Origin of the sequence: Shewanella sp. 6_MG-2023 (assembly GCF_030547195.1) — a bacterium.
GTDB lineage: Bacteria > Pseudomonadota > Gammaproteobacteria > Enterobacterales > Shewanellaceae > Shewanella.
Window position 1 is genome coordinate 1 of the sequence record NZ_JAUOQU010000033.1, and the last position, 23,574, is coordinate 23,574.

Below are 23,574 nucleotides of genomic sequence, written 5' to 3' on the forward strand. Positions count from 1 at the left end.
ACCAAGTAATGAGCAATAACTAAAGCCTAGTAGGGTGTTTAACATTTAGCCAACTAGAATGGGTGGCCATGTTAATTCTAGAATGGGTGGCCATGTTAATTCTTAATTATGTTAATTCTTTATTCCGAGAGCTTGGCGAGGATGCCAAGCTCGCTGTCGTTCAGCCTGATTTACTCTTGGTCTCCCCTATCAAATCACAACAACCATGTAAACCAAATGTGGTCACATTTTGATCGCAACATATTGAATTGTTAGTTAAAAGCTTTGGGTTTGGTGTTGGTTGCTTTGTGTGTTTCCACAAGAAATGTACAGAAAGGGTTAAACCATTACCTCGAAATAGCGGCATGTCCCATTAAGTCATTGAACCGGTATTTGACTTTTGTTATACCAACAAAATAAATCCTTTATATTTATAAGCTTACATTAATTAAAGCCATCGAAAGTACACTCGCGCAGCGAAGGTGGTATGCATGGGAGGTAACAAACGCCCCCGCATTATTGCCGATATACGGCAGAAGGGGTTTACAACCATAAAGAGTCAGCTAGGAGGTACACAAATCATCAGGTAAGCAATACTGAGTGACTTGAGGGCTAATCAAGAGCAAATGTAATAATTCGTGGTGATGAATTATCACAACTAAATAATTGCAAATTGAGGTGCTGTTTGAACGTCGAATCTTCATATTCGCCAACGTTATTCAACAAGATAAATCCATAATAATTAATAGGTATAAGTATATGTTTAAAAGAAGTAAATTAGCCGGGGTATTAGCCAGTGTGCTATTTAGCAGTTACCTCTACGCCGCAGAGCCTTATGACAGCAGTAAGTCATATTCTGGTGGTTCTCAGGTCACTGTAAACGATAAATTGTATGAAGCTAAGTGGTGGGCCAATCCTGGTCAGAGTCCAGCAGCTGACTACCCCAATGAATGGGATTCACCATGGAAACTCATTGGTGATACAGATCCAACGCCAGGACCAGGGCCTAGCCCAGAGCCAAGCGACGTGACGCCATTTATTCCGGGACAAACCAAAGTAAATAATGGTGATATGGTCTCATATAAAGGTGAGTGTTTTATCGCTAAAAATAATCCTGGCGTTTGGGAAACACCGTCTGCAAATAGTACATGGTTCTGGGATTTAACCGATTGTCCAGATGATGGTAATCCACCTATCGTATTACCACCTAGCGAAGGCAATCCTATTCTTCCGCCAGATGAGTCAGTAGGTACCCCTGCCAAACCACAAGATCCTGATTCGCCATTGGAGCCAGGAATACCAGGTGGACCAATTGTATTACCGCCGAGCGAGGGGACCCCAATCCTTGCACCAAGCGAGCCTGAAGATCCTACTACGCAGCCACAAGATCCTGATTCCCCACTGGAGCCAGGTATACCAGGTGGACCTATTGTATTACCGCCGAGCGAGGGGACCCCAATCCTTGAACCAAGCGAGCCTGAAGATCCTACTACGCAGCCACAAGAACCTGATTCGCCATTGGAGCCAGGAATACCAGGAGAGCCGATAACGCCACCTGTTGGTGAGTTATGTGATGATTTTAATGTTTACCCAGACTGGACCCGTGGCGATCATGCTGGTGGTGGTGACATCATGGTAAACAATAACATCGCGTATGAAGCGATTTATTGGACTCAATCAACACCAGGTAGCGATAGTTCATGGGGCCATCATTTAAACTGTGATGGCACTGCACCAGGAACAGCTCCGCTGCTTTCATTACCGAATCCATTAGATCCGATTAACTTGGAAGTGGCTGGTTGGCCAAATCATTTAGTTGTAGCAAGTCCATCAACATCAGCACCTAGCTCAATAGTTATTGAAACGGTAACGAGTGATGAGATTGCCGATCTTACTCAATTAACTAGCAGCTTTATCGCTTTGATTGAAGCAAGTGAAAATGCTGAAACATCATCGATTATTATCAAAGGTGATGTGCTTGATAAAGCCACAATGAACAAAGGAAAAGGCCTAGGTTCTATTGCAGTAAAACAAGCCTTAATTCAAGCGATTGATTTCACTGGTGCTGATCTTGACATCGATGACGTTAATGCACTGACAAATGATGCAAAAGGCTGGGCTCAAGCATATAACTTAGTGATCTCAACCCTTGCGCCACAAGCGACATTCGGTTGGACAGTAAGTATTGGTGACTTCGCTTATAACAAACATTCTGGTCGTCAGTCTGTTTGGGATTCTGCATCGCAATACTCTGCAGATATGCTAAAAGATTTCGAACTTTACGAGCCAGAATCAAGCAATAAGGCGGATTTCATTGTTTACACTAAATCGAGTGCAACCCCAGCGCTAGATAGTGACCAATGGCATAACGCTCTTGAGTACGTTAAGCAAGTCAGTGACTACGTTAAAGCGCCAGTAATGTTAGCTGATATCCCAACAGCCCAAGCTGCGCAGTACTTTATGGGTCAAACAACAGCAGAACGTCAACTGCGTAAAGCTGCCTTTAGTAACGTTTTTGCTATCAAGTTTGACCAAGATAGTTCTGAGCTAACCAGCAAAATCGAAGACTACCAACATGCGCAAGTTCCGCTTTATTATGCTGGTGATGACTCTCATGAAGGGCCATTAACCGCAATCGAAGAGTTGAATCGCCAACTCTTGGCGGCTAAAGATGCGATGAACAATGAAGCCTTCTTATTTCAAACTCCACAATCACAGTGGATCCCATCGACAGTATATAAATGGGAAGACTTCCTTGATGGGTTAAGTGCAATGCATAACATCGGGGTTGCTGGCAATAAGTTCTGGCTGATTGATGAGAATGCTGATGACGAGACGAATATCAAATATGCGAAAATCGCCATCGCCGCATTCTTAGCACAAAGTATGCAAGAAACGATTCGCTACAATGCTTGTGATGAAAACAACTGGTCTGAAACAAAGTGGGGGGCTCCTGCGGACTACCCGATGTCAGCAAGTTGTGGTCAGCTAGGTCAGCAATATGCCGATTACGGTGTGAACCCGATCTCTGGTTTAGATCATGCTTATTCTTGTCCACGTGACAACAAGATGGAAGTGAGCGCTTTCACTCATGCTCAGTGGTATGGCGCTCCAGCTCCAGTATTTGCAACACCTGATGCTGTACTGGAAGAGCGTGGCCTACTAGTCAATGGCGCTGTTGGTCGTTGGAGTAACAATGGCCATTGTAATGAAGTGCCAGAAACTATCGATGGTTCGAAGCAAGTATGGGAACGTGAAGAGTGTAAAGTTTACGAAGGCCAAAAAGCCGGTAAATTTATCTGGGACGGCAGTAGCCAAGAAAGTGTTCAAGGCTGTGGCTGGTGGGGCCGTGGTGTGATTCAAACTACGGGTCGTCAAAACTTCGGTACGCTGAACCACTACATGGGCCGTTCGCATGTAGACCCCGATACCATTGGTACAACGATTGATGGCGTAGTTGTAGAAGCTCCACCAGAAAACCCGTTGTATGCCGAATTAGATCTCTGTTCAAATCCAGGGCTGATCTGTAGCTCTGAAGAAAACCGAGAAATAAAATGGATAGCAGGTCTATTTTATTGGGTAACCTCAGTACAAGCTTATCCTGATGAAAGCGGTTTGTATCAAAACTGGAATTACCACAATGAACTTAAAAAGTATGTTGATGGTGGTATGCAGGGTACTCAATTTATTGATGACGTATCAGGCATCGTTAACCGAGGTTGTCCTGATTTAACCTGTGATACTGGTGATGTACACAACGTTGAAGAGCGTCGTGATAACTTCATTAAGGTATTGAAAATTTTAGGTTTGAATCCACAGTAAAAACCGCTAAGAGCAACTAAGATGCAACCAACCAGTGTTATGATTGGTTGCATCTTTTTTTTGTTTTTTCATCCATATTACTGACTTTTTGTATGTGCTTAATTGTCAACATCTGCCGAGCCAGTTTGGGGCATTTTACTTTGGTCGAAAAGATAATTTATTCAGGTGGTTATGCCCTAAAGTGATCCAAAATGCCAATGTATTGATGGATGCCATTAACAATACAAATACAGTAAAAAATTACAAAAGTTTACAAGTAAAAACTCAGATTACTTATAGGTAATTTGAGAGCAATTAATCTAAAAGGATATACCATGAAAAAGACATTGGGAGCAGCAATGCTTATTGCTGCTTGCTTTAGTTTTAGCCCAATTGCAGCCGCTGTTGCAGAGAATTAAAAAGCCACCCATCATTTAGAAGTTATAACATCACGCCTTTCGTTTTAAGTTGCTAACACCTACATTCATTAACTGATGGGATTATTCCAGCCAAAGGACTGAATATTTCATCATTAATCACCAAAATTAACTCATAAACTAAATTCAATCCAGCAGAAAAGCTTGATATCTATCAAGTGGGAAATGCTGTTATTTGAGATTAAGAAATGATTTATTAAGCGCACAACCAGCGCTGACAGTTAGCTGCACCTTGTCGTCGTTTACGGTCTAAATGCTCACAATAGTCAGTTAATGCAGGTAACGCCCCTACTGCACCTTTGAATAAAGCGCCAAACTCAGTGGTGATTTTAAGCCAATTCTCTGCGGGAATGTTCAGCCTATTGAGGATATTCTGACTACTCGCGCTAATGACGCCGCGTTTATCTTCTCGAATAATCCGCCCTGTATCTTCAACCAGCACACTTGTTCAACAAATTAGGGGCAAAGATATGATTCCCAAAAACTTAAAATTTAGATTAGGTAGTACAAATAATGAAAAGAAAATCCTCTAAAGAATTATTAAAAAAATTTTATGGTTTGTGCTGCGTGACTAAAGTCTTTTAAACAAACCTTCGCACTCGTCGATACACCATAAAACTAAAAAGACGAACCAGGCTGTGCTAAAAAAGCTAATTCTTCTATGGTTGATGTTCGACCAAGCAACTCATTTCGATGGGGGTAACGGCCAAAACGTTCAATAATTTTTAAGTGTTTTAATTCAAATTGATAATTAGATTCAAGCCCATTACTTTTAAATAGCGCTAACCCTTGTTGATGCACTTTTAACGACTCACTGTGCATATAGGGCATATACAAAAAAGTTCGCTCGATTGCGGTTAATTGTTGATCAAGCCCCTGTAAAATGGCCTCTTGGGCTAAGGCTAATGCCATAGGATCAGCGCTAAATGCTCGAGCATCATCACGGTAAATATTGCGGGAGAACTGATCCAATATGATAATTTCAGCTAAGCGCCCTTGCAGATGCTGACGCCATAACCATAATTCCCCCGCTATGGCTTGAGTATGTAACTTACCAAAGCGTGTGCGAATTAATTCATCAAAGCTAACATCTTTTTTAAACCATTGGGCAGGCTCAATTTCAGTAAACCAAAAGTTAATAACCTGCTTTACCTCATCCATTCAAACTCCTCGTGGTAAAAATAAATTTTTGGGGCGTATTCTAGGGTTTATTCTATGCTAGATTAAAATCAGGTTTAGCTTAGTCATAATAAAGCCGACCTTACGCTAATAACTGGCTGATACCAAAATACAATGACTGCTATTTTGTTTGATAATTATGGAAAATATATGCCACAAAGCAATACGGATGTAGCTAAAAAAACCGCTAAAACTGACATTAACAATGAAGTTCAACCTAAAGTGACAGCGGCTTCGCCTAAGTCTATTAGGCAAGATCCTCTCATTGCAAAAATGCTTAAGCGTTCGCCGTCAGATATTGCTGATAGTTTTACTGATGCGCAGCTCAATGCGATTAAGCAAGCCTTGGGTCCATCGACTTGGGGTGGTCACTTTCTTGATAGCCGTGGCACCTTTAAGTTTCCTTTTATTAAATGGCGTTTTTATTACGTCTTATTATTAGGTAAAAACAAACGCGCCTATACTCGCCGCGAAAAACGAATATCGCTAGTGATGATGATTACCACTGTCACCGGTTTTATACTTTTCAGCATGTTATTTGGTTTGTTAGCTCTGTATTTATTAAAGTCTGCCTTAGGTATCGACTTGTTTCCTGATACCTCGTTAGGAATTTGGCATTACTTTAAAAGCTTGTTTAACTGATGTGTTTAGACTGAGTTTGGAACGCTGTTTTAATTGATGTTATCAATAGCGATTGTCATAGCCTATTCTCATAGCCAATTGTCAGTGCTTGTTGTAAGCGCCTAGTTACGCAATTGAAAATAAATTTTAACCAATAAAAAACGCGCTAGAGCGCGTTTTTATCTCTGCTTTTCAAGGCACTGATTCAACACCTAACACCTAGTCAATTCATCGCCCTGCTAATGCCGTTGCTGGCGCTATTTTGGTTGCTTTATAGGCCGGATAAATAGTCGCCAGTAAACTCATCACAAAGCCCATACCAACAACCACTAACACATCTTGTTGCTGCAGCTGTGACGGCAAGAAGTCGATAAAGTAAATATTAGATTCTAGTAATTTAATCCCAAAAAATTGCTCAACAGCATTGGCAAACGCGCTCAGATTAAGTGCCAATGTCACGCCTATAGCAGCGCCAATAGTGCAACCTAAAGCACCATTGAGTGCACCTTGCATAATAAATATCGCCATCACTTGGGCACGCTTTAATCCCATTGTCATCAAAATAGCGATTTCGGCGCTTTTATCTCGCACTGCCATAACCAAAGTAGAAACAATATTAAAACAAGCCACGGCAATCACCAGTGCAAGTACCAAATACATCACCATTCTAACCAGCTGAATATCTTGATATAAATGCCCTTGTGAACGAGTCCAGTTATTTAAATGCAAATACTGATTTTGTGCATAACCCAAATCGCGAGTAATGCGCGGCGCACTGAAAACTTTATTAACCGTAATGCGCAGGCCTGTCACTGAGCCCACAGGCAGTTTCAGTACTTCAGCAAGATACGGCAAAGACACATAGGCTTGAGTTGATTCTATTTCTCCACCCAAGTCATACACACCAGCAACCACAAAGCGATGACTTTTCGCCGCAGTTAACTTATTGGTTTGCCCCATATCTGGGGTGTACATTGATAAGGTGTCACCGACCTTTAAACCAAGTTTGTCTAATAAGCTGCGACCAACGACAATGTTGTTGGAGTGAGTACTTAAAGAGGCCCACGCCTGTGCTGGCATAAATTCATCAATGGTTGAAACCTCTTTTTCAAGTTCTGGCTCAATACCATTAAGCTCTAGCCCTTGAAAGCCGCCCGGCTTTTGTACCAAGCCCTGCATTTTAATAAACGGCGCGGTAGCAACAATTTCTGGCATGCTTTTAGCCGTTTCTGCAATGCCTTGCCAGTCATGTAATGGCTCGTTAACGCTCAGCAGTTCACCATGTGCAACAACGCCTAATAACCTCTGCTCTAATTCACGTTCAAAGCCATTCATGGCTGATAACACTAAAATTAACACTGCCACACCCAGCGCAATACCTGCGGTGGAGGCAAATGAAATAAAACCAATAAAGCCGTTAGATTGTCTTGCACGATAAAAACGCCAACCGATAACCAGTGGCAGTAATGACTTCATTATTTCTCTTCCGCTACTTGCTGTAAAACGCCGTCTTTCATGGTTAATTGACGATCCATTTTCGCTGCTAATTTATAATCATGGGTTACCACTACAAAGGCTGTGCCCAGTTGCTGAGCAAGCTCACGAATCAGTTCGTACACACTATCGCCGCTGCTGGCATCTAAGTTACCGGTTGGCTCATCGGCCAATACTAACTTGGGTTTATTAATCAGCGCCCGTGCAATGGCGACACGTTGGCGCTCGCCGCCTGAAAGCTGCGCAGGAATATGCTCTAAACGATGCCCTAGTCCAACTCTCTCTAATAAGGCTGTAGCTTCAGCTAACGATTGCTTTTTATCTCGACCTTGAATAAATGCTGGCATGGCGACATTTTCAAGCGCAGAAAACTCAGGTAATAGGTGATGGAATTGATAAATAAAGCCTAAGTCTTTATTTCTGACTTCAGCTTGTCTAGCTGCGCTTAGCTGATAAAGGTCTTCACCATCTAGCTTCACGGTGCCAGATGTTGGGATATCTAAGGTGCCCATAATATGCAGTAAGGTACTTTTACCTGAGCCAGAGGTGCCGACAATGGCCAATTGCTCACCTTGATAAACCGTTAAATCAACGCTCGAAAGCACCTTGGTGGTGGTTTCACCGTCATGAAATTGCTTAGTGACCTTGTTAACTTCTAATACTACTGGTTGTTTATTCATTATTCATATCTCAAGGCTGTTGCAGGTTGCACTCGCGCAGCCGTTAATGCGGGATAAATGGTGGCAAGTAATGTCATGATAAGAGTGCCAACAACAATGACCATAATTTGTTGACTTGCTATGATCACCGGTAAATTTTGCCCTACTCCAAGTACTGATATACCCAAGACATTAAGCATACTATTTAAATTTAAAGTAATTGTGACCCCAGCTAAGGTGCCTAATGCCAAACCAATAATGGCATTCAGTGAGCCCTGAACAATAAAGATGTTCATCACCGATTGCGTCGTTAAGCCTTGGGTTTTTAGCACTGCTACATCGGTGGTTTTATCTATTACCATCATCACTAATGCCGACACAATATTAAACGCCGCCACGGCAACGATTAAACTGAGCATCAATGACATCATGTTTTTTTCCATTTTTACCGCAGCAAATAAATGGCCAAAATCATCGCGCCAATCGCGGGTTTCAATAGCTATGCATTGCTGAGCTAATTTATCTGTCAATGTAACGCCCATTTCAGGGGCGATGAAGGGATCGGTTAAGTAAACCCGTAATTCATTAATTTCACTGGGGCTTACACGCATTAACCGTCTTGCATCTTGATAATGCACATAGGCTAATACTCCATCCACTTGCGAGCCCATTTCAAATAAACCTGCCACGGTAAATTTACGCTGGCTTGGCACGGGGCCTAATGGTGAGTACACCACCCCATCGCCACTTAAAATGCGGATTTTGTCACCAACATTGATGGATAATTTTCTGGCAAGGTCGCTGCCTAGCACCACGTTGTAACTACCTGGAGTGAGCTGCTCAAAGGCGCTGGAATAGGTATTGGCAACGATGGCTGAAAGGTTTTGCTCATACTCAGGGAACACACCATACACTTGTACAGCGCTGATATTTTTACTTGATTGCACCATAGCTTGAGTCGTCACCGTGGGTGCGAGCCCTTGTACTTGCGGCAATGTTGTTAACGACTTAGCTTGGGTTTGCCAATCACTAAAGCCTGCATCATTAATGAGGGTTAGTTGTGGCACTGCGCCTAAAATTCGCTGTTTAAGCTGACCTTCTAGACCGTTCATCACTGAGCTGACAATGATCAGCGCGGCTACCCCTAAAAAAATGCCCGATACCGCAAAAAAAGTAATGAAAGATGCAAAAGCATTGGCTTTACGCGTCCGCCAATAGCGGTAGCCCATGAATAATGAAAACCGAAAGTTCATAAAGAAAAGTGCATCCTTGGTGTTTATTGGAATAAAAAACAGCAGTTTAATTTAACACAAAGGCTAAAACTTGCTAAATCATTAAGATGGGCATGATAATAGGGGTATTAGTCTGATAAATAAAGAGACAAACCTTGTTAACTGAATCCAATGCATATTTTACCGTGCCCCATGACTTTGCTGTTTATCTTGAAAACTGGTCAGGTTCTCAAGGCATTCCGTCTGAACAAGACTTACGCTCGATGCAATCGGTTGGGCTTAAATTACTGTCAGAAGTCAAAGAGTTAGAAGCAAGCTGTTTACTGCAATTAAGAAGTATTGATAACGATGCTAAAGCTGTGGTCGACTTTCTTAAACTGCAATCACGTAAAGTAGATTTAGTGCTGCATCATGTGCTAGAAAAAGAAGTCCAAAGCGGTGAAAAATTCCAAGGCAGCCATTTTGGTGGTAGCGGCATCAGTTTAATTACCCCTAAGCCACTGACCATTGGTGAGTATTTTAAAACCTCGATTTATATCAGTAGCGAGTTAGTGGCCATTTTGTGTCTTTGTCAGGTGAGCCAATGCAAGCTCATTAACTTTGATGATGACGCAGAGCAAAATAATAAAAGAAATCAGCCACAATATGCCGTCAGCTTAGATTTTAGTCAGATTTTAGATGCCGATGTAGAGCAACTGGTTAAAGCCAGCTTAACAGTGCAGCAAAAAATGCTTCAGCAGCGCAAACAAATTCGCCAACAAGCAGCCAAATAACACATATTGCCTGCATATTGTTTTAAGCTTGCTTATAATAGCTATCATAATCTGGTGCTAATCAACTATCGCCAATACAAATTTAGCCAAGCCTGATTGGTTTTGATGATCACAATCTGCGGGCTAAATTTATCACTTTTATAAAAGAAGTTAGTTAGATATTCAATGAAGAATTTTAGCGTTCTAACACCGCCAAGTGTAAAAAAAGGCCAACAGTTTCAAACCTTAACAACACTGGGGGGGGTCTCACAAGCTATTACGCTTTCTAGCCTAATTTCCCAGCATTCGGGTACTAGTCTGGTTGTTACCAATGACACCCCAAGCGCATTACAGCTTGAGGTTGAACTGCGTTACCTTCTGGCAGAATCTGACATCAATGTGTGTTTATTCCCAGATAGAGAAACCCTGCCTTACGACAGCTTCTCGCCCCATCAAGACTTGATTTCACAGCGCTTAGAAACCTTGGCAAAAATGAGCCAGTCACATCACAATGTGATAATCGTACCGGTGAACACCTTGATGGTGAAGTTACCGCCAAAATCGTTTTTAACCTCCAATGTCATGCTACTTAAAAAAGGTGACATTTACGGCTTACAGCAGGTTAGGCAGCACCTAACCGACACCGGCTACTACTTGGTTGATCAAGTTTATGAGCATGGTGAGTTTGCGATCCGTGGCTCGATTTTAGATATTTTCCCTACGGGATCTTCCCAGCCTTTGCGCATTGAATTATTTGACGATGAAGTAGAAACCATCCGCTATTTTGATGTGGACTCTCAGCGCTCAAAAGAAGAAATTGATTCAATACGCATGTTGCCCGCAAAAGAGTTCCCTACCGATACAGCGGGTATTGAAGGCTTTAGACAACGTTACCGTCGCCGCTTTGAAGTGATTTCAAAAGAAGCGGAATCGGTTTATCAGCAAGTGAGCCGTAATTTAATGCCCGCGGGTATTGAAAACTATTTACCGCTATTTTTTGAAGAGTGCGCCACTTTATTTGACTATATTCCTCAGGATACTCAACTGATCACCCTTGGGGATATTGAACAAGCCAGTGAGCATCATTTAACTGAAATTAAAACTCGCTATGAAGATCGCCGCGTTGACCCGTTAAGACCGTTACTGGCGCCCCAAGAGCTATACATACTCACCGATGAGTTATTTGCAGCCTTTAAAAAATACACCCGCTCGCAAATTAGCACGCCTAACAAAAATGCCGAGGGCGAGCTTGAGCTTATTGTAAAAGCCAAGCAGGCAAATGTAGCCAGGCTGCCTGATGTTAATGCCAACCATAAGCTCAAACAGCCGTTAATTAACCTGCAAGCGTACACCAAGGCCCAAGGTCAGACTAAAGGACAATTATTATTCAGCGCTGAATCTGAAGGGCGACGTGAAGCCTTAATTGAATTGCTTGGCAAAATTGACATCAAACCTAAGTTATTTAGCCATTTAAATGCCTTTATAACCGCTAAAGACAACATAGGTTTAATCGTCTCGCCGTTATCACAAGGTTGCATGTTACTTGACACCCCTAAAGGTGATATCAGCGTAATTTGTGAAACAGAGTTATTTGGCCAACGAATTTCTCAGCGTCGTCGCCGTGAAAAGCAAAAACAAGTTAGCTCAGATGTACTGGTAAAAAACTTAGCAGAGCTTAAAGTCGGCGAGCCTATTGTGCATTTAGAGCATGGTGTTGCGCTTTATCAGGGGCTTGTCACCTTAGATACGGGCGGCTTAGTGGCCGAGTACCTGCAACTTGAATATACCGCAGGCGATAAGCTGTATGTCCCAGTGTCATCGCTGCACCTTATTAGCCGTTACAGCATTGGCGCCGATGAAAAGCCGACATTAAATAAACTGGGTAATGAAACCTGGTCAAAAGCCAAGAAAAAAGCCATTGAAAAAATCCGCGATGTGGCGGCTGAATTACTGGATGTTTACGCTAGACGCCAAGCTCGCCCGGGTGATGCGCTAAAAATTGATGCAGAAGAATATGCCCAATTTTCACAAGGTTTCCCCTTTGAAGAAACCGTCGATCAAGAAACTGCAATTGAAGCCGTACTAAGCGATATGCAAACCCCAATGGCCATGGACCGCCTTGTGTGTGGTGACGTTGGTTTTGGTAAAACCGAAGTTGCGATGCGCGCAGCATTTGTGGCGGTCAATGCCGGTAAACAGGTGGTGGTGTTAGTGCCAACTACCCTACTTGCACAGCAACACTATGAAAACTTTAAAGATCGTTTTGCCGATTGGCCAATGGTAATTGAAGTGATGTCGCGGTTTCGCTCAGCTAAAGAGCAAACTCAAGTGCTGCAGTCATTATCAGATGGCAAAGTCGACATTGTCATTGGTACCCATAAGTTACTGCAGGCTGAAGCAAACTTTGAAAACTTAGGCTTATTGGTTATTGATGAAGAACACCGCTTTGGGGTGCGCCAAAAAGAAAAGATAAAAGCCCTGCGGGCTAATGTCGATATCTTAACCCTTACTGCCACGCCGATTCCACGTACCCTAAATATGGCCATGTCGGGTATGCGTGATTTATCCATTATTGCCACCCCACCGGCTAAGCGCTTAGCAGTAAAAACCTTTGTACGTGAGTACGATATAGCCACGGTAAGAGAAGCTATTTTGCGTGAAATTTTGCGTGGTGGGCAAGTTTATTTCTTACACAATAATGTCGAAACCATTGAAAAATGCGCTGAAAACATTCGCCAATTACTGCCTGAAGCTCGAGTGGTTACCGCCCACGGCCAAATGCGCGAACGTGAACTTGAAAAAGTCATGTCAGAATTTTATCACCAACGTTTTAATGTGCTGGTGTGTACCACCATTATTGAAACCGGAATTGATGTTCCCAGTGCTAACACCATTATTATCGACAGAGCGGATAAGTTTGGTTTAGCACAATTGCATCAATTACGTGGTCGTGTGGGCCGTTCACATCACCAAGCATATGCTTATTTGATGACGCCGCACCCTAAATTAATGAGCGCAGATGCCCGTAAGCGATTAACCGCCATTGATGCCTTAGAAGACTTAGGTGCAGGCTTTATGCTCGCCACTCAAGATTTAGAAATTCGCGGCGCCGGTGAATTACTCGGTGATGAACAAAGCGGCCATATTTCTAAAATTGGTTTTAGCTTGTACATGGAAATGCTTGAATCAGCAGTAAAAGCATTAAAAGAAGGTAAAGAGCCTTCACTAGATTATATGCTTAAATCCCAGTGTGAAGTTGAATTACGCATTCCAGCGCTACTGCCTGATGATTATGTTTCTGATGTTAATATGCGCTTATCGCTTTATAAACGCATTGCTAACTGCGAAACTGAACGCATGCTTGATGAGTTAAAAGTTGAGTTTATTGACCGTTTTGGCATGTTGCCAGAACCGACTAAAAACTTAATGGAATTAACCTTATATAAGCATCAGGCAACAGCTTTAGGTGCAACAAAGATTGAAATGCATGCCAAAGGTGGCAGCATTGAATTTAGTGACGACCATAAAATTGACCCAATGTTTATCATTGGCTTATTACAAAGTCAGCCACAAATTTATCGAATGGAAGGCCCAAATAAGTTAAAGTTCACCTTGCCTGCTGAAACCAGCAAGCAACGACTAGACTTAATTAAGACCTTGCTCGAGCAACTTGATAAACATCGTACTGGAGAAACTAAATAGTGCTGCGTAACATTGCTTTTTCTATTGCCGCTATATCGGCACTATCGACACCAATGCAAGCCCAAGCTAAAACATGGTTTGAGGTTGAAGTATATGTGTTTGAAAGACAAACCAACAGTGTCGAAAAGTGGCAAGACGATAATGCAGCGGCGCCAAACCGAAAGAATATCGATTTGATCACCCCAATGATCAGTAACGATATTACCGGGGTTGCACTAGGTTTAAACGGCTGCACCTCAACTGACTGGAGTAGCAGCGAAATCGACTGCCAAGATCCATTAGTGAGCGCCAACAAAACCGCCTTTCCAAGCCAAGTGCCATTTTCTATTGCTGCTGCGAGTGAGCAGCAAGCCTATTTAGGTGATGGTCCTGTATTACTGGCTGAGTCTCAAAGTGAATTTGGTGAAATCATCCAAGCGGTACGCCGCGAGTCAAACGTGCGCAGTTTACTTCACCTGACTTGGCAACAAGATATGCAATCTCGTAATCGTGCCAAACCGATACGTATTTTTGCAGGTAAAGATTACTCTGAAGACTTTGAATATTCTGGCAATGCTATTTCTGAGCAAGTAGAGGATGAATTTTCAGGCTTTGATTTTAATTCAAGTTTTGCCAGTTTAGCGCCAGAGCCTCAAACCACTCCAGTGTGGGAATTAGACGGTAATATTAATATTTACCTAAGTCATTATTTGTTTATTGAAACCAACTTAGCACTGCGCCAGCCGATCCAAAAGCAAACAGCGTCCAGTGAATACTTTCAATACACTGAGCAAGCTGATATAGACAAGGTAATGAGTCCATTTTTACAATCGATTCCTATGGTGCAAAACCGCCGCGTGAGAAGTGGTGAAATCCATTATTTTGATCATCCAAGGCTCGGCATTGTGATGCAAATCCGTAAAATGGAACAACCGACGGAAACTCGTCCTGTGGCGTTATTGCTTGATGACACTGAGGTAAATACCGCGGTTACTGATACCAATCTTGATGCTATTGTTGATGCTATTGTTGATACTGAGGCAGAAAGCGGCCCTGAATCCATGGTTGAAAACGCAGTCGCAACTGAAGAGCGGACGCTGAAAAGCTTTTAACTCAAACCACTATAAACCTCTAGAAAAAAAACAGCTAATCATAGGATTAGCTGTTATCACAAGTCTCTAGTAAAACTTAAAAAAGCCCTAGAAATAAAGTTTTTAAAATAATATGACAGTGAGCTTGGGTCGCATGCCAAACTCACTGTATCAATATGTAACATAGGCGCTGCGGTTTTACTATTGTCTCACGTGTGACTGGCCGTTAATTAACCAGCCATAATTTATCGTGCAACTGCAAACAAACTCTGTCGTTTAACAGCAAGCCAAACTTAACCGCTCAAAAATCATCTAAGGCTCAATTTCTATTATTTTTTTGCCGCTAATATTTGCTTTGCCAATTGCTGCGCATGTTGCCAGCGCTCAGACTGTTCAAGGGCATTAATCACCTGCTTAGCATTCGCTCTTAATGCGAGTGCAGATTTAAATTCGGACAATTGCTCAGGCCAAGTAAACTCGGTTAATAAGGTTTTAACCCCTTCAGGATCATTACAAACCAAAATCATATTACAACCTGCTGATAATGCTGCTTGGGCTCTGCCAATATAATCGCCAGCAAAACTTGCGCCTTTCATGCCTAAATCATCTGAGAAAATCACCCCGTCAAATTTAAGCTCTTTACGCAGCACCTGTTGCAGCCAATAGTTTGAAAAACCTGCCGGATTTGGATCTACTTGCGAATAAACCACATGGGCAGGCATAACGCCATTTAGCTGCTGCTGGCCTATTAACTGCTTAAAAGGCTGCATATCATGATTAAAAATAGTCTCTTTAGTGCGCGTATCTACAGCCATCGCCACATGGGTATCTGCTTTTACACTGCCGTGACCGGGAAAGTGTTTACCCACTGTCGCCATACCCGCTTGAGTCATGCCTTGAATAAAGCTGTGCGCTAAACTGGTCACTTGCTCAGGTTCGGCGCTAAAGCTGCGAGTGCCAATAACATCACTGATACCATTAACATCTAATACTGGCGCAAAGCTTAAGTCGATATCACAAGCTAAAAGCTCAATCGCCATTAAAAAGCCTAACTCTTGGCTCCAACGTTTCGCAAGCGCCATATCGCCCTTGGCGGCAGGCAAAATATCCCCCATGGCTGGTAGCAGAGTAAACTCTTCACGAAAGCGTTGTACCCTGCCACCTTCATGATCAACCGCAATCAATAAATCACGGCGAATATGTCGAACAGATTTAATCAAAGCCTGTAATTGTGCTTTATTAGAAAAATTGCGTGTAAATAATATAATGCCGCCCACTTTATCGTGGCTTAATAGCTCGGCTTCTTCTTCGCTGACCGTAACGCCAGCCAAATCCATCATTAGATAACTCACGCTTACTCCTAAAATATCCTGTTAAATGTTAATTACCACTGTCATTGTTGATAAATTTAAAAACAACACCTTGATAACTGACGCTGCAATAAACTCACCTAATCTGAACCACTATGCATAAGAAAATCTAATGAAGTATCTCGTAAAAAGTATGGGATACTGCAGTTAAATGGCGCCATTGCTCTAGATAAAAATACCAGCTACTTAGGCTATATTGCTTGGTATAATCGCAGTTAATTGCAAACTTAGTCTGCCAAATTAACGCCATTATGCCGCTAAATTTTAATTTCCCTAAGGAAATTCCCAATAAAATGACCCGTTACAGGGAGATAACTAACATTGCCGCACAATTTTCACTCACTGCGAGCGCTAGAATAAAACGCCAAAAAATTTAAACGACTAAAATAATAAAAACTGATTAAAGGTTAATAACAATGATTAGTGTATTTGATATGTTCAAAATCGGTATTGGGCCTTCAAGCTCCCATACTGTTGGCCCGATGAAAGCGGGTAAATTATTTATGCAGCACTTAAGCGATCAAGGCTTGCTGGCACAAACTGACGAACTACAATCGCAACTGTTTGGCTCTTTAGGCCAAACAGGTAAAGGCCATGGAACTGGTAAAGCGGTCATTTTGGGCTTAATGGGTGAAGATCCTGATACCGTAGATACCGATGCGATTGATGCCATACTGGAAAAAGTTTCAGCCGAACAAACCCTTAAAATTGCCGATGGCCGCCTAGTCAAGTTCACTCGAGACAACGGTATTACCTATCATCGCCGTAAAAGCCTGCCTGCCCATGCAAACGCCATGACCCTATATGCGTTTAGCAAAGGTGAATGCATTTATGAGCGCACATATTACTCAGTCGGCGGCGGATTTATTCTAGATGAAGATGAAATTACCCAGCGTGATGCCTCGCCTGCGACCCCGATAAAATCCGCCCCTTATGATTTTAATTCTGCCGCGCAGTTACTGGATTTGTGTTGTGAAAATGGTTTAAGTATTTCTTCACTCATGATGTCAAATGAGCTAAGTATTGCCAGCGAAGAGGACGTTAAACAAGGCTTGTGGAATATCTGGCAAACCATGAAAACCTGTATTGAACGTGGTTACCAAAAAGAAGGCATGTTACCCGGAGGTTTAAAGCTGCGCCGCCGCGCGCCAGCTTTATATCGCCGCTTGCAAGCAGAAGGCCGTAATAACAATGACCCATTAACCGCCATGGACTGGGTTGATTTATTCGCATTATCTGTCAATGAGCAAAACGCCGCTGGCGATCGGGTCGTCACTGCACCAACCAATGGCGCTGCTGGCATTATTCCGGCAGTATTATGCTACTACCACACCTTCGTTCAAGAAGTTGATGAGGAAGTCTGTTGCCGCTTCTTATTAACCGCGGCCGCTATTGGTATTTTGTATAAGAAGAACGCCTCTATCTCGGGAGCTGAAGTAGGCTGTCAGGGTGAAGTGGGCGTGGCTTGCTCAATGGCAGCAGGTGCACTCACTGAAATAATGGGCGGCACTGTCGAACATGTGGAGAATGCAGCTGAAATTGGTATGGAACATAACTTAGGTTTAACTTGCGACCCTGTTGGCGGCTTAGTACAAGTGCCTTGTATTGAACGTAATGCCATGGGCGCAGTAAAAGCCATCAACGCTTCACGTATGGCATTGCGCGGCGATGGCAACCATAAAGTCACCCTAGACAAAGTCATCAAAACTATGATGGATACCGGTAAAGATATGCGCAGCAAATACAAAGAAACCGCCAAAGGTGGTTTAGCAGTCAACATTGTTGAATGTTAAGCGCTTATTATTAAGCTAATAATGCTCACTGCTCAGGGTAAGCACAAGATCTTAGTAAAGTAATTAACTTGCTGATGGATTAATTACTCGAATTAAAAAGAGGCTGCAAAGCCTCTTTTTTAATGATATTTTCAGCCTTATCTCGTAAGTATCCCTGCCAAACACAAGCTAAAAAGGATTAGACATATTTTTATTGGATAAAAACCATAAAGTCCAATTTATAATTAATTCGTTGCCAGCTTTTAATAAAACTTACAGTTTAACTCACCAGTAGCATCACATATAAGGAAATATCATGCTCAGTGTCGAAGACCATTATGAAACGTTATTATCTGACGTATACACATGGCTGATGGGCGGTTTTGCTCAAGCAAAACAACAGAATATCGCCTTCTTTAGCCATCGTAATATTAAACCAACAGGTTCAGGCATTGCAGTCGATCTCGGTGCAGGTTCGGGGTTTCAATCAATCCCGTTAGCCGAATTAGGCTTTAATGTCACCGCCATCGACCTAAGCCGAAAATTATTAAATGAGCTAACATCTAACGCCAAAACCGTTGACATTAAAACCATCAAGGATGATATTTTAAATTTCCCACATCATCTGAGTGAACCTTGTGAATTAATTATCTGCATGACAGACACTTTGACCCATCTAAAATCAAAATCTGATGTTTTAGCCTTACTGCAACATGCATTTACTTCACTTGAAGATAACGGCAGCTTGATATTAAGTTTTCGAGATTTATCCAATGAACTCAAAGACACCGACAGGTTTATTCCATTAAGAAGTGATGAAAATATCATATTCACCTGCTTTTTAGAGTATGAAGCTGAAACAGTTAAGATCCATGATCTGGTACACCTAAAAACTAATGGCACATGGACGCTTAATAAAAGCTGTTATCGTAAATTGAGGTTATCAGTCCCATGGGTTGAAGCCGAGCTTTTGAACATTGGTTTTGAATTACAAGAACCAAGTGAAAACGGTGGATTTCAAACCATTGTTGCCGTCAAGAAAGTCACAGCCGAACATGAACGTTAACAAGGGGTGGTAGTACACATCATCATAAATAATCCAAAAACAAAAAGTCCGTTGGTGGTTAGCCAACGGACTTTTTGTTTGTGAAACGTGATGATATTTAATATAAATGCCATTCATATTTCACTATCTGGCAAGCTATTGATTTTACACAACTGATGCGGGCAGTAAATGCAATGAATCAATATCTTCAATCAATTTGTAAGCCATTAGTGGGGAGGCTAACAACTCAAATTGATTACGCTTCTTTAGCGTCAGCTGGCATTTCTTTAGCTTCAGCTTCAGCTACTTCAGGAAGTGCAGCAAGAAAAAGTGCACTAGCAAATAAATTTTTGAATGCTGTCATGTCATATTCCTTCAATTTAAACGGTTAACTGGTTTCTATGAAATAGACTATATTCTTAGGTTATAAATAAGTAAAATGACAAAAAATTACCTACTGGATTCCATATTGGCATGAACATATCAATTAAAAACTTACAATGTTTTTTAACTGTGATTGAGGTTGGTCACTTTACCCTCGCCGCTGAGCAACTTTATATGACGCAGCCGACCTTGAGTAAAACCATTAAAAAAATGGAACAAACCCTTGATCAGACATTGTTGATCCGTAACAACCAAAAAGTGGAAGTCACTGAAGCGGGTTTATTGCTGGCTAAAAGCGCTCAGCAAATCGTTGGTCAGTGGAATCGAATGTATGAAGATATGAATGCATTAACCGGTTTAAGAATTGGTCGTCTGCGCTTAGGTTTAAGCCCTATGACTGGCGGGATGTTTATTAATATGCTGGCATCTTTTACTCGCACTTATCCCGGCATTGATGTCAATGTGTTGGAGGTTGGCGGCGTTGCGGTCGAAAAAGCCCTACTCAATGACAGTTTAGATATTGGCGTAACCGCTTTGCCATGCAGTAACACTGACGAATTTAATATCTTACAGCTGCAAAGTTACCCACTCAATGTATGCGTGCATGTTGAGCATGAACTGGCAAATCACAGCTGTATTCATTGGCAAGATCTCACCGGACTGCCTTTTGTGCAATACAACGACCAATTCTCTATCGGTAAAGTGATCAGTCAAAGTTGCCAAGATGCCGGTTTCAAGCTCAATGTGGTGTCTCAAACTGGGCAGTGGGAATTTATGGCGGCAATGGCCAAGGCCAAAATGGCTTTTGCCATCTTACCGGCACCGATTTGTAAGCGAGTTACCTCAAAAAAATTAATTTTTATTCCCTTAGCTGAACAGGTCGCTTGGGAGTTAGCCTTTATTTGGCGTAAAAATTTACCCTTAACCGCTGCGGCCGCGGCTTTTATTGCTCAAGCAAAACCATCTTATAAAGAAGATAGTTAACTTGCTCTGTAAATCATCGCACTAATAAGGGTCATGACGCTAAGTAAGGTTAACTTTGCAGCTTAAATTCGCCAGCTATACTTATTAGGTTATTTGAATTTAAGCTGAGTACACCCTATGGGCTCTGAATATGAAAAAGGTAAGATCGAAAAAAGCATTTTTGTTCGCTTTGCAGCAGCTGCAGGGCTAAATTTTCAATCGGTTGAAAAACAGTCCCCTGAAGAAGGAAAGCCTGATTTAAAATGCATGACCGATGGCAAGGTTATTTACTTTGAATTAACTGAGGCTTGCTCTGAAGATGTGGCCAAAGCCATCTCGCACCCTAAAAGCATTAATTGCAATGACTTAAGCGCAGAAAAAAGCACAGACAAAAGCACTGCCACATCAAGCAGTACAACTAATTACCCTAGCGACACTGACATTAAAGATTACACCTCTGAAACCTATAAAAAGAAGATCAATAAACGCTACTCGGTATCAGAGCCCATTGATTTACTGATTTATAATGTCGGCAGAACCTTACTTACCGATGATGTATTAGTTAACAATGTCAAAGCCTTAGCCAAAGATAATAAAGGCCCTTTTCGAAAGGTGTGGTATTTTGGCGAACATGTCACTGAGCTATAGTACTTAATTTTAGTACTTAATTTTAGTACTTAATTTTAGTACTGAGTATTAGTACTGAGTATTAGTACTGAGTATTAGTACTGAGTATTAGTACTGAGTTTTGTTTTTGTGCAGTAACATGCTCAGGATTGATGACCGTAGTCACTCATATACTATGATGACTCGTCCGGTCGATTTAGCCCTAATCAATAAGGGCAGGATGACTAATTAATAAGGGCAAGATGAACACAAACAGTGTTAATCATGCCCGTAATAAATCATTGCTTTAATTAAGTCATTATTAATTAGACTTTAGCTACTTAAGCCTTATTTATACCTTAGTTTTCCAAACGCTTTCAATAAACAGTTAAAACGCTTCATAGGCATTGGCGGCGATAGGCTTGACTGCCTTCATCGCTGATACTCAATACTGCACTAGCATCTTTGATAATACAGCGACCATCCTCTACTTTGGAAGTTATATTGGTGCCATTATATTCAAAGGCTTTAACGCTACATTGCTCAAAATTTAATGCATCGGTTACGGTTTGACTACCATGATCCCAGTTAGAAAACAGTGTATTACCTTCACTCCAAAAAGTATTTTCAGCTTCAATGCTAAAATCACATGCTTGAAACCTTAAGGCATATATTGCCCCTGTCACACCTGCGCCGCCGCCCATGTTGACAGTAATAGTGCCCTGCTCTCTATTAGTATCAACCAATGACATTGAGCGGCTAAAACGTTCCTCTGAAGCTAAAGATAAATCAAAGCCGCCCTCGGTTTCATTAATGCGGCTATAAGATTTAACGCTTTTATCGGGGTTTAAATACAATACATAGCCCACCCCTGCGCCATATTGATTCGCGCCAGTGATTAAATCGGCCACGCCATCACCATTTAAATCACCAGCTGCCACTAAGGCATGGCCAAAGTGTCCACCAGCAGTGCCATTAGGGTTTGAATCTAAGGGAATGGTTTCATCAAAGCCTGCTAGACCTGGAGCAATTTTCAGTTTATCTACAACTTCATAAGTGTCGCTATCAAGAGACAAAACCCAAATAGCACCCATACCACTGTCTGACTCAAATGCACCGACTGCGAGCTCTTGAGTACCATTATTATCAAGATCCCCAAGCAACGCTGACTCTCGACCGCCAAAACTATCATTGGCAGTTAACCCATCACCAAAGCCACCCTTATTGCTGCCTATGATGACGATATCATCATCAATAACCTCTGCATTTTCATCAAAAAATAACAGTTGAATGCTGCCACCATCAACACTACTGGGTTGGGCGGCCACTAAATCGATTTTACCGTCTTCATTTATATCCCCAATAGCGCTCAGACCTTGAGCCACAATACCGCCATTTTTAACCATGGATTTGACTGTGCCATCGCGATTAAGGTGCAGAATGTACACAGCCGGTATACTGGCTGCGGGCGCCGATACGGCAATATCGGGAATAGTATCGCCGTTGTAATCACCAATGCCAGCAACGCCATAACCAAAAAAATCGCCCTCATCTAGGCTATCTGAAAACCGGCCTTGCACCATGGAGATTTTTTGATTTGCCTTGACGGTACCGTCTTGATTCATAAATAAAATATACACAGCACCGGCATCCGTTGCGCCGTCATCATCCGAGCGAGCACCGACGACCAAATCATCAATACCATCACCATTAATATCACCGGCATTGTCATGATCGCGGCCAAAACGATCGCCACTGTCCAAATCTGCTAAAAAACCAGACTCACCTTCGGCAATACGAACAACCTCACTTGGGCCAAATGCTACAAAGTCGCCTAAACTGGGTTCAGTGGGAGTGGTCTGCGGCGGTGTGCTGGTTGGTGGATTGACTATCTCGTCTGTGGGTAAGCCAGTACTATCATCTGAACCGCCGCAAGCTTGCAGCGCCAGTGTTATTGTTACGAGAAGTGTGAATAAGTTTGGTCGCGATTTATTGTAATCCATCAGTATTCCCTATTGCTGAAGTTGTTATTGTTAATTTGGATATCTCGAGGCTGTTTAGGTCGCTATCAAAATGTGACCTTGCGCACTTTTATAATGATTTTTTAATCAACACATTGTTCTTAAATCATTATAAATGAAAAGCTAGCCAAACTACGTCAAGACAAGTTAAAGAAATGTAAAGCGGGTAGTCGCGATAAAATAAAGGTGTCAGCGGATTTGACCACAAGGCGGATTCTGAAGAGATAAAATAGCTAACGTTAAATAATCACCTTGAATTATACCTCTTTGGGGCTAACTCAAAAATTGAGTTCTTAGATATTGATGACGTCAGTTAGGCAGTAAAAAGAGCCTTGGGGGGCTTATCAAAAGCCATAAAATACTTGAGCAGCAAACAATCACAACAGACAATTTAACTTCTTTAACACAAAATTACAGAATAATCGCATTGTAACCATGCTAAAAAATGAGATCTTCATCACTATAAGTGATACCCGCTACAATTACA

The 23,574-nt window shown here is 42.0% G+C and carries 15 protein-coding genes and 1 pseudogene; 9 read left to right on the forward strand and 7 right to left on the reverse strand.

What is annotated here, in order from left to right:
* Positions 1-738 precede the first annotated feature (738 nt).
* Complete coding sequence (locus tag Q4533_RS16615) at positions 739-3,801, forward strand: cellulose-binding domain-containing protein (RefSeq protein ID WP_303503397.1); 3,063 nt, start codon at positions 739-741, stop codon at positions 3,799-3,801.
* 612 nt (positions 3,802-4,413) lie between these two features.
* Here Q4533_RS16615 and Q4533_RS16620 read toward each other — a convergent pair.
* Together Q4533_RS16620 and Q4533_RS16625 are read right to left on the reverse strand one after the other, a co-directional pair.
* A pseudogene (locus Q4533_RS16620) lies at positions 4,414-4,656 on the reverse strand (transposase); the annotation flags it as partial.
* 179 nt (positions 4,657-4,835) lie between these two features.
* Positions 4,836-5,378 carry a DUF924 family protein gene (locus Q4533_RS16625; protein ID WP_076537417.1) on the reverse strand — a complete coding sequence of 181 codons (543 nt, stop codon included), beginning with the start codon at positions 5,376-5,378 and terminating at the stop codon, positions 4,836-4,838.
* 168 nt (positions 5,379-5,546) lie between these two features.
* Between Q4533_RS16625 and Q4533_RS16630 the strand changes: the two genes are divergently transcribed.
* On the forward strand, positions 5,547-6,038 hold the full coding sequence (locus Q4533_RS16630; RefSeq protein ID WP_241900997.1) for a hypothetical protein: 492 nt from the start codon (positions 5,547-5,549) through the stop codon (positions 6,036-6,038).
* Between the two features lie 207 nt (positions 6,039-6,245).
* Here Q4533_RS16630 and lolE read toward each other — a convergent pair whose 3' ends face one another.
* Genes lolE through Q4533_RS16645 form a run of 3 tightly spaced genes read right to left on the reverse strand, consistent with a single transcriptional unit; the run spans position 6,246 to position 9,423 of the window.
* Positions 6,246-7,493 (reverse strand): lipoprotein-releasing ABC transporter permease subunit LolE, encoded by a 1,248-nt coding sequence (gene lolE, locus Q4533_RS16635; protein ID WP_303503400.1) that lies wholly within the window; start codon positions 7,491-7,493, stop codon positions 6,246-6,248.
* Positions 7,493-8,191: a lipoprotein-releasing ABC transporter ATP-binding protein LolD gene (gene lolD / locus Q4533_RS16640; protein WP_102436866.1), complete on the reverse strand. Its 699-nt coding sequence runs from the start codon at positions 8,189-8,191 to the stop codon at positions 7,493-7,495. Before lolD ends, lolE begins: the two co-directional genes overlap by 1 nt.
* Positions 8,191-9,423, reverse strand: a complete 1,233-nt coding sequence (locus Q4533_RS16645) for a lipoprotein-releasing ABC transporter permease subunit (RefSeq protein ID WP_303503402.1) — start codon at positions 9,421-9,423, stop codon at positions 8,191-8,193. Before Q4533_RS16645 ends, lolD begins: the two co-directional genes overlap by 1 nt.
* Positions 9,424-9,557: 134 nt before the next feature.
* Between Q4533_RS16645 and Q4533_RS16650 the strand changes: the two genes are divergently transcribed.
* From Q4533_RS16650 to Q4533_RS16660, 3 genes are all read left to right on the forward strand, one after another.
* A complete protein-coding gene (locus tag Q4533_RS16650; protein ID WP_102436862.1) occupies positions 9,558-10,175 on the forward strand; it encodes a hypothetical protein in 618 nt (205 codons plus the stop codon).
* A 165-nt stretch (positions 10,176-10,340) separates the two neighbouring features.
* On the forward strand, positions 10,341-13,856 hold the full coding sequence (mfd, locus tag Q4533_RS16655; protein ID WP_303503404.1) for a transcription-repair coupling factor: 3,516 nt from the start codon (positions 10,341-10,343) through the stop codon (positions 13,854-13,856).
* The gene (locus Q4533_RS16660; protein ID WP_102477136.1) at positions 13,856-14,947 is read left to right on the forward strand and encodes a peptidoglycan binding protein CsiV; all 1,092 of its coding nucleotides are present in this window, start codon (positions 13,856-13,858) and stop codon (positions 14,945-14,947) included. The genes mfd and Q4533_RS16660 overlap by 1 nt, the downstream gene beginning before the upstream one ends.
* Positions 14,948-15,255: 308 nt before the next feature.
* On the opposite strand, the gene nagZ is transcribed toward Q4533_RS16660, so the two are convergent.
* Complete coding sequence (gene nagZ / locus Q4533_RS16665; protein ID WP_102436857.1) at positions 15,256-16,278, reverse strand: beta-N-acetylhexosaminidase; 1,023 nt, start codon at positions 16,276-16,278, stop codon at positions 15,256-15,258.
* 434 nt (positions 16,279-16,712) lie between these two features.
* Between nagZ and Q4533_RS16670 the strand changes: the two genes are divergently transcribed.
* The 4 genes from Q4533_RS16670 (at position 16,713) to Q4533_RS16685 (ending at position 21,108) form a co-directional block, all read left to right on the forward strand.
* Entirely contained in the window at positions 16,713-18,089 is a 1,377-nt protein-coding gene (locus Q4533_RS16670) for an L-serine ammonia-lyase (protein ID WP_102477137.1), read from the forward strand.
* Positions 18,090-18,384: 295 nt separating this feature from the next.
* Positions 18,385-19,134, forward strand: a complete 750-nt coding sequence (locus Q4533_RS16675; RefSeq protein WP_303503407.1) for a class I SAM-dependent methyltransferase — start codon at positions 18,385-18,387, stop codon at positions 19,132-19,134.
* A 453-nt stretch (positions 19,135-19,587) separates the two neighbouring features.
* Positions 19,588-20,481, forward strand: a complete 894-nt coding sequence (locus Q4533_RS16680; protein WP_102436851.1) for a LysR family transcriptional regulator — start codon at positions 19,588-19,590, stop codon at positions 20,479-20,481.
* 117 nt (positions 20,482-20,598) lie between these two features.
* Positions 20,599-21,108: a hypothetical protein gene (locus Q4533_RS16685; protein ID WP_102436849.1), complete on the forward strand. Its 510-nt coding sequence runs from the start codon at positions 20,599-20,601 to the stop codon at positions 21,106-21,108.
* Positions 21,109-21,464: 356 nt separating this feature from the next.
* Here the strand turns inward: Q4533_RS16685 and Q4533_RS16690 are convergent, their stop codons facing one another.
* Positions 21,465-23,069: an FG-GAP-like repeat-containing protein gene (locus Q4533_RS16690; protein WP_303503409.1), complete on the reverse strand. Its 1,605-nt coding sequence runs from the start codon at positions 23,067-23,069 to the stop codon at positions 21,465-21,467.
* Between the last annotated feature and the right edge of the window lie 505 nt (positions 23,070-23,574).

What these genes read in the sequence shown, in the direction of transcription:
- Q4533_RS16615 (WP_303503397.1), top strand. Translation starts at nt 739, where the DNA reads ATGTTTAAAAGAAGTAAATTAGCCGGGGTATTAGCCAGTGTGCTATTT.
- Q4533_RS16625 (WP_076537417.1), bottom strand. Translation starts at nt 5,378, where the DNA reads ATGGATGAGGTAAAGCAGGTTATTAACTTTTGGTTTACTGAAATTGAG.
- Q4533_RS16630 (WP_241900997.1), top strand. Translation starts at nt 5,547, where the DNA reads ATGCCACAAAGCAATACGGATGTAGCTAAAAAAACCGCTAAAACTGAC.
- lolE (WP_303503400.1), bottom strand. Translation starts at nt 7,493, where the DNA reads ATGAAGTCATTACTGCCACTGGTTATCGGTTGGCGTTTTTATCGTGCA.
- lolD (WP_102436866.1), bottom strand. Translation starts at nt 8,191, where the DNA reads ATGAATAAACAACCAGTAGTATTAGAAGTTAACAAGGTCACTAAGCAA.
- Q4533_RS16645 (WP_303503402.1), bottom strand. Translation starts at nt 9,423, where the DNA reads ATGAACTTTCGGTTTTCATTATTCATGGGCTACCGCTATTGGCGGACG.
- mfd (WP_303503404.1), top strand. Translation starts at nt 10,341, where the DNA reads ATGAAGAATTTTAGCGTTCTAACACCGCCAAGTGTAAAAAAAGGCCAA.
- Q4533_RS16670 (WP_102477137.1), top strand. Translation starts at nt 16,713, where the DNA reads ATGATTAGTGTATTTGATATGTTCAAAATCGGTATTGGGCCTTCAAGC.
- Q4533_RS16675 (WP_303503407.1), top strand. Translation starts at nt 18,385, where the DNA reads ATGCTCAGTGTCGAAGACCATTATGAAACGTTATTATCTGACGTATAC.
- Q4533_RS16680 (WP_102436851.1), top strand. Translation starts at nt 19,588, where the DNA reads ATGAACATATCAATTAAAAACTTACAATGTTTTTTAACTGTGATTGAG.
- Q4533_RS16685 (WP_102436849.1), top strand. Translation starts at nt 20,599, where the DNA reads ATGGGCTCTGAATATGAAAAAGGTAAGATCGAAAAAAGCATTTTTGTT.
- Q4533_RS16690 (WP_303503409.1), bottom strand. Translation starts at nt 23,069, where the DNA reads ATGGATTACAATAAATCGCGACCAAACTTATTCACACTTCTCGTAACA.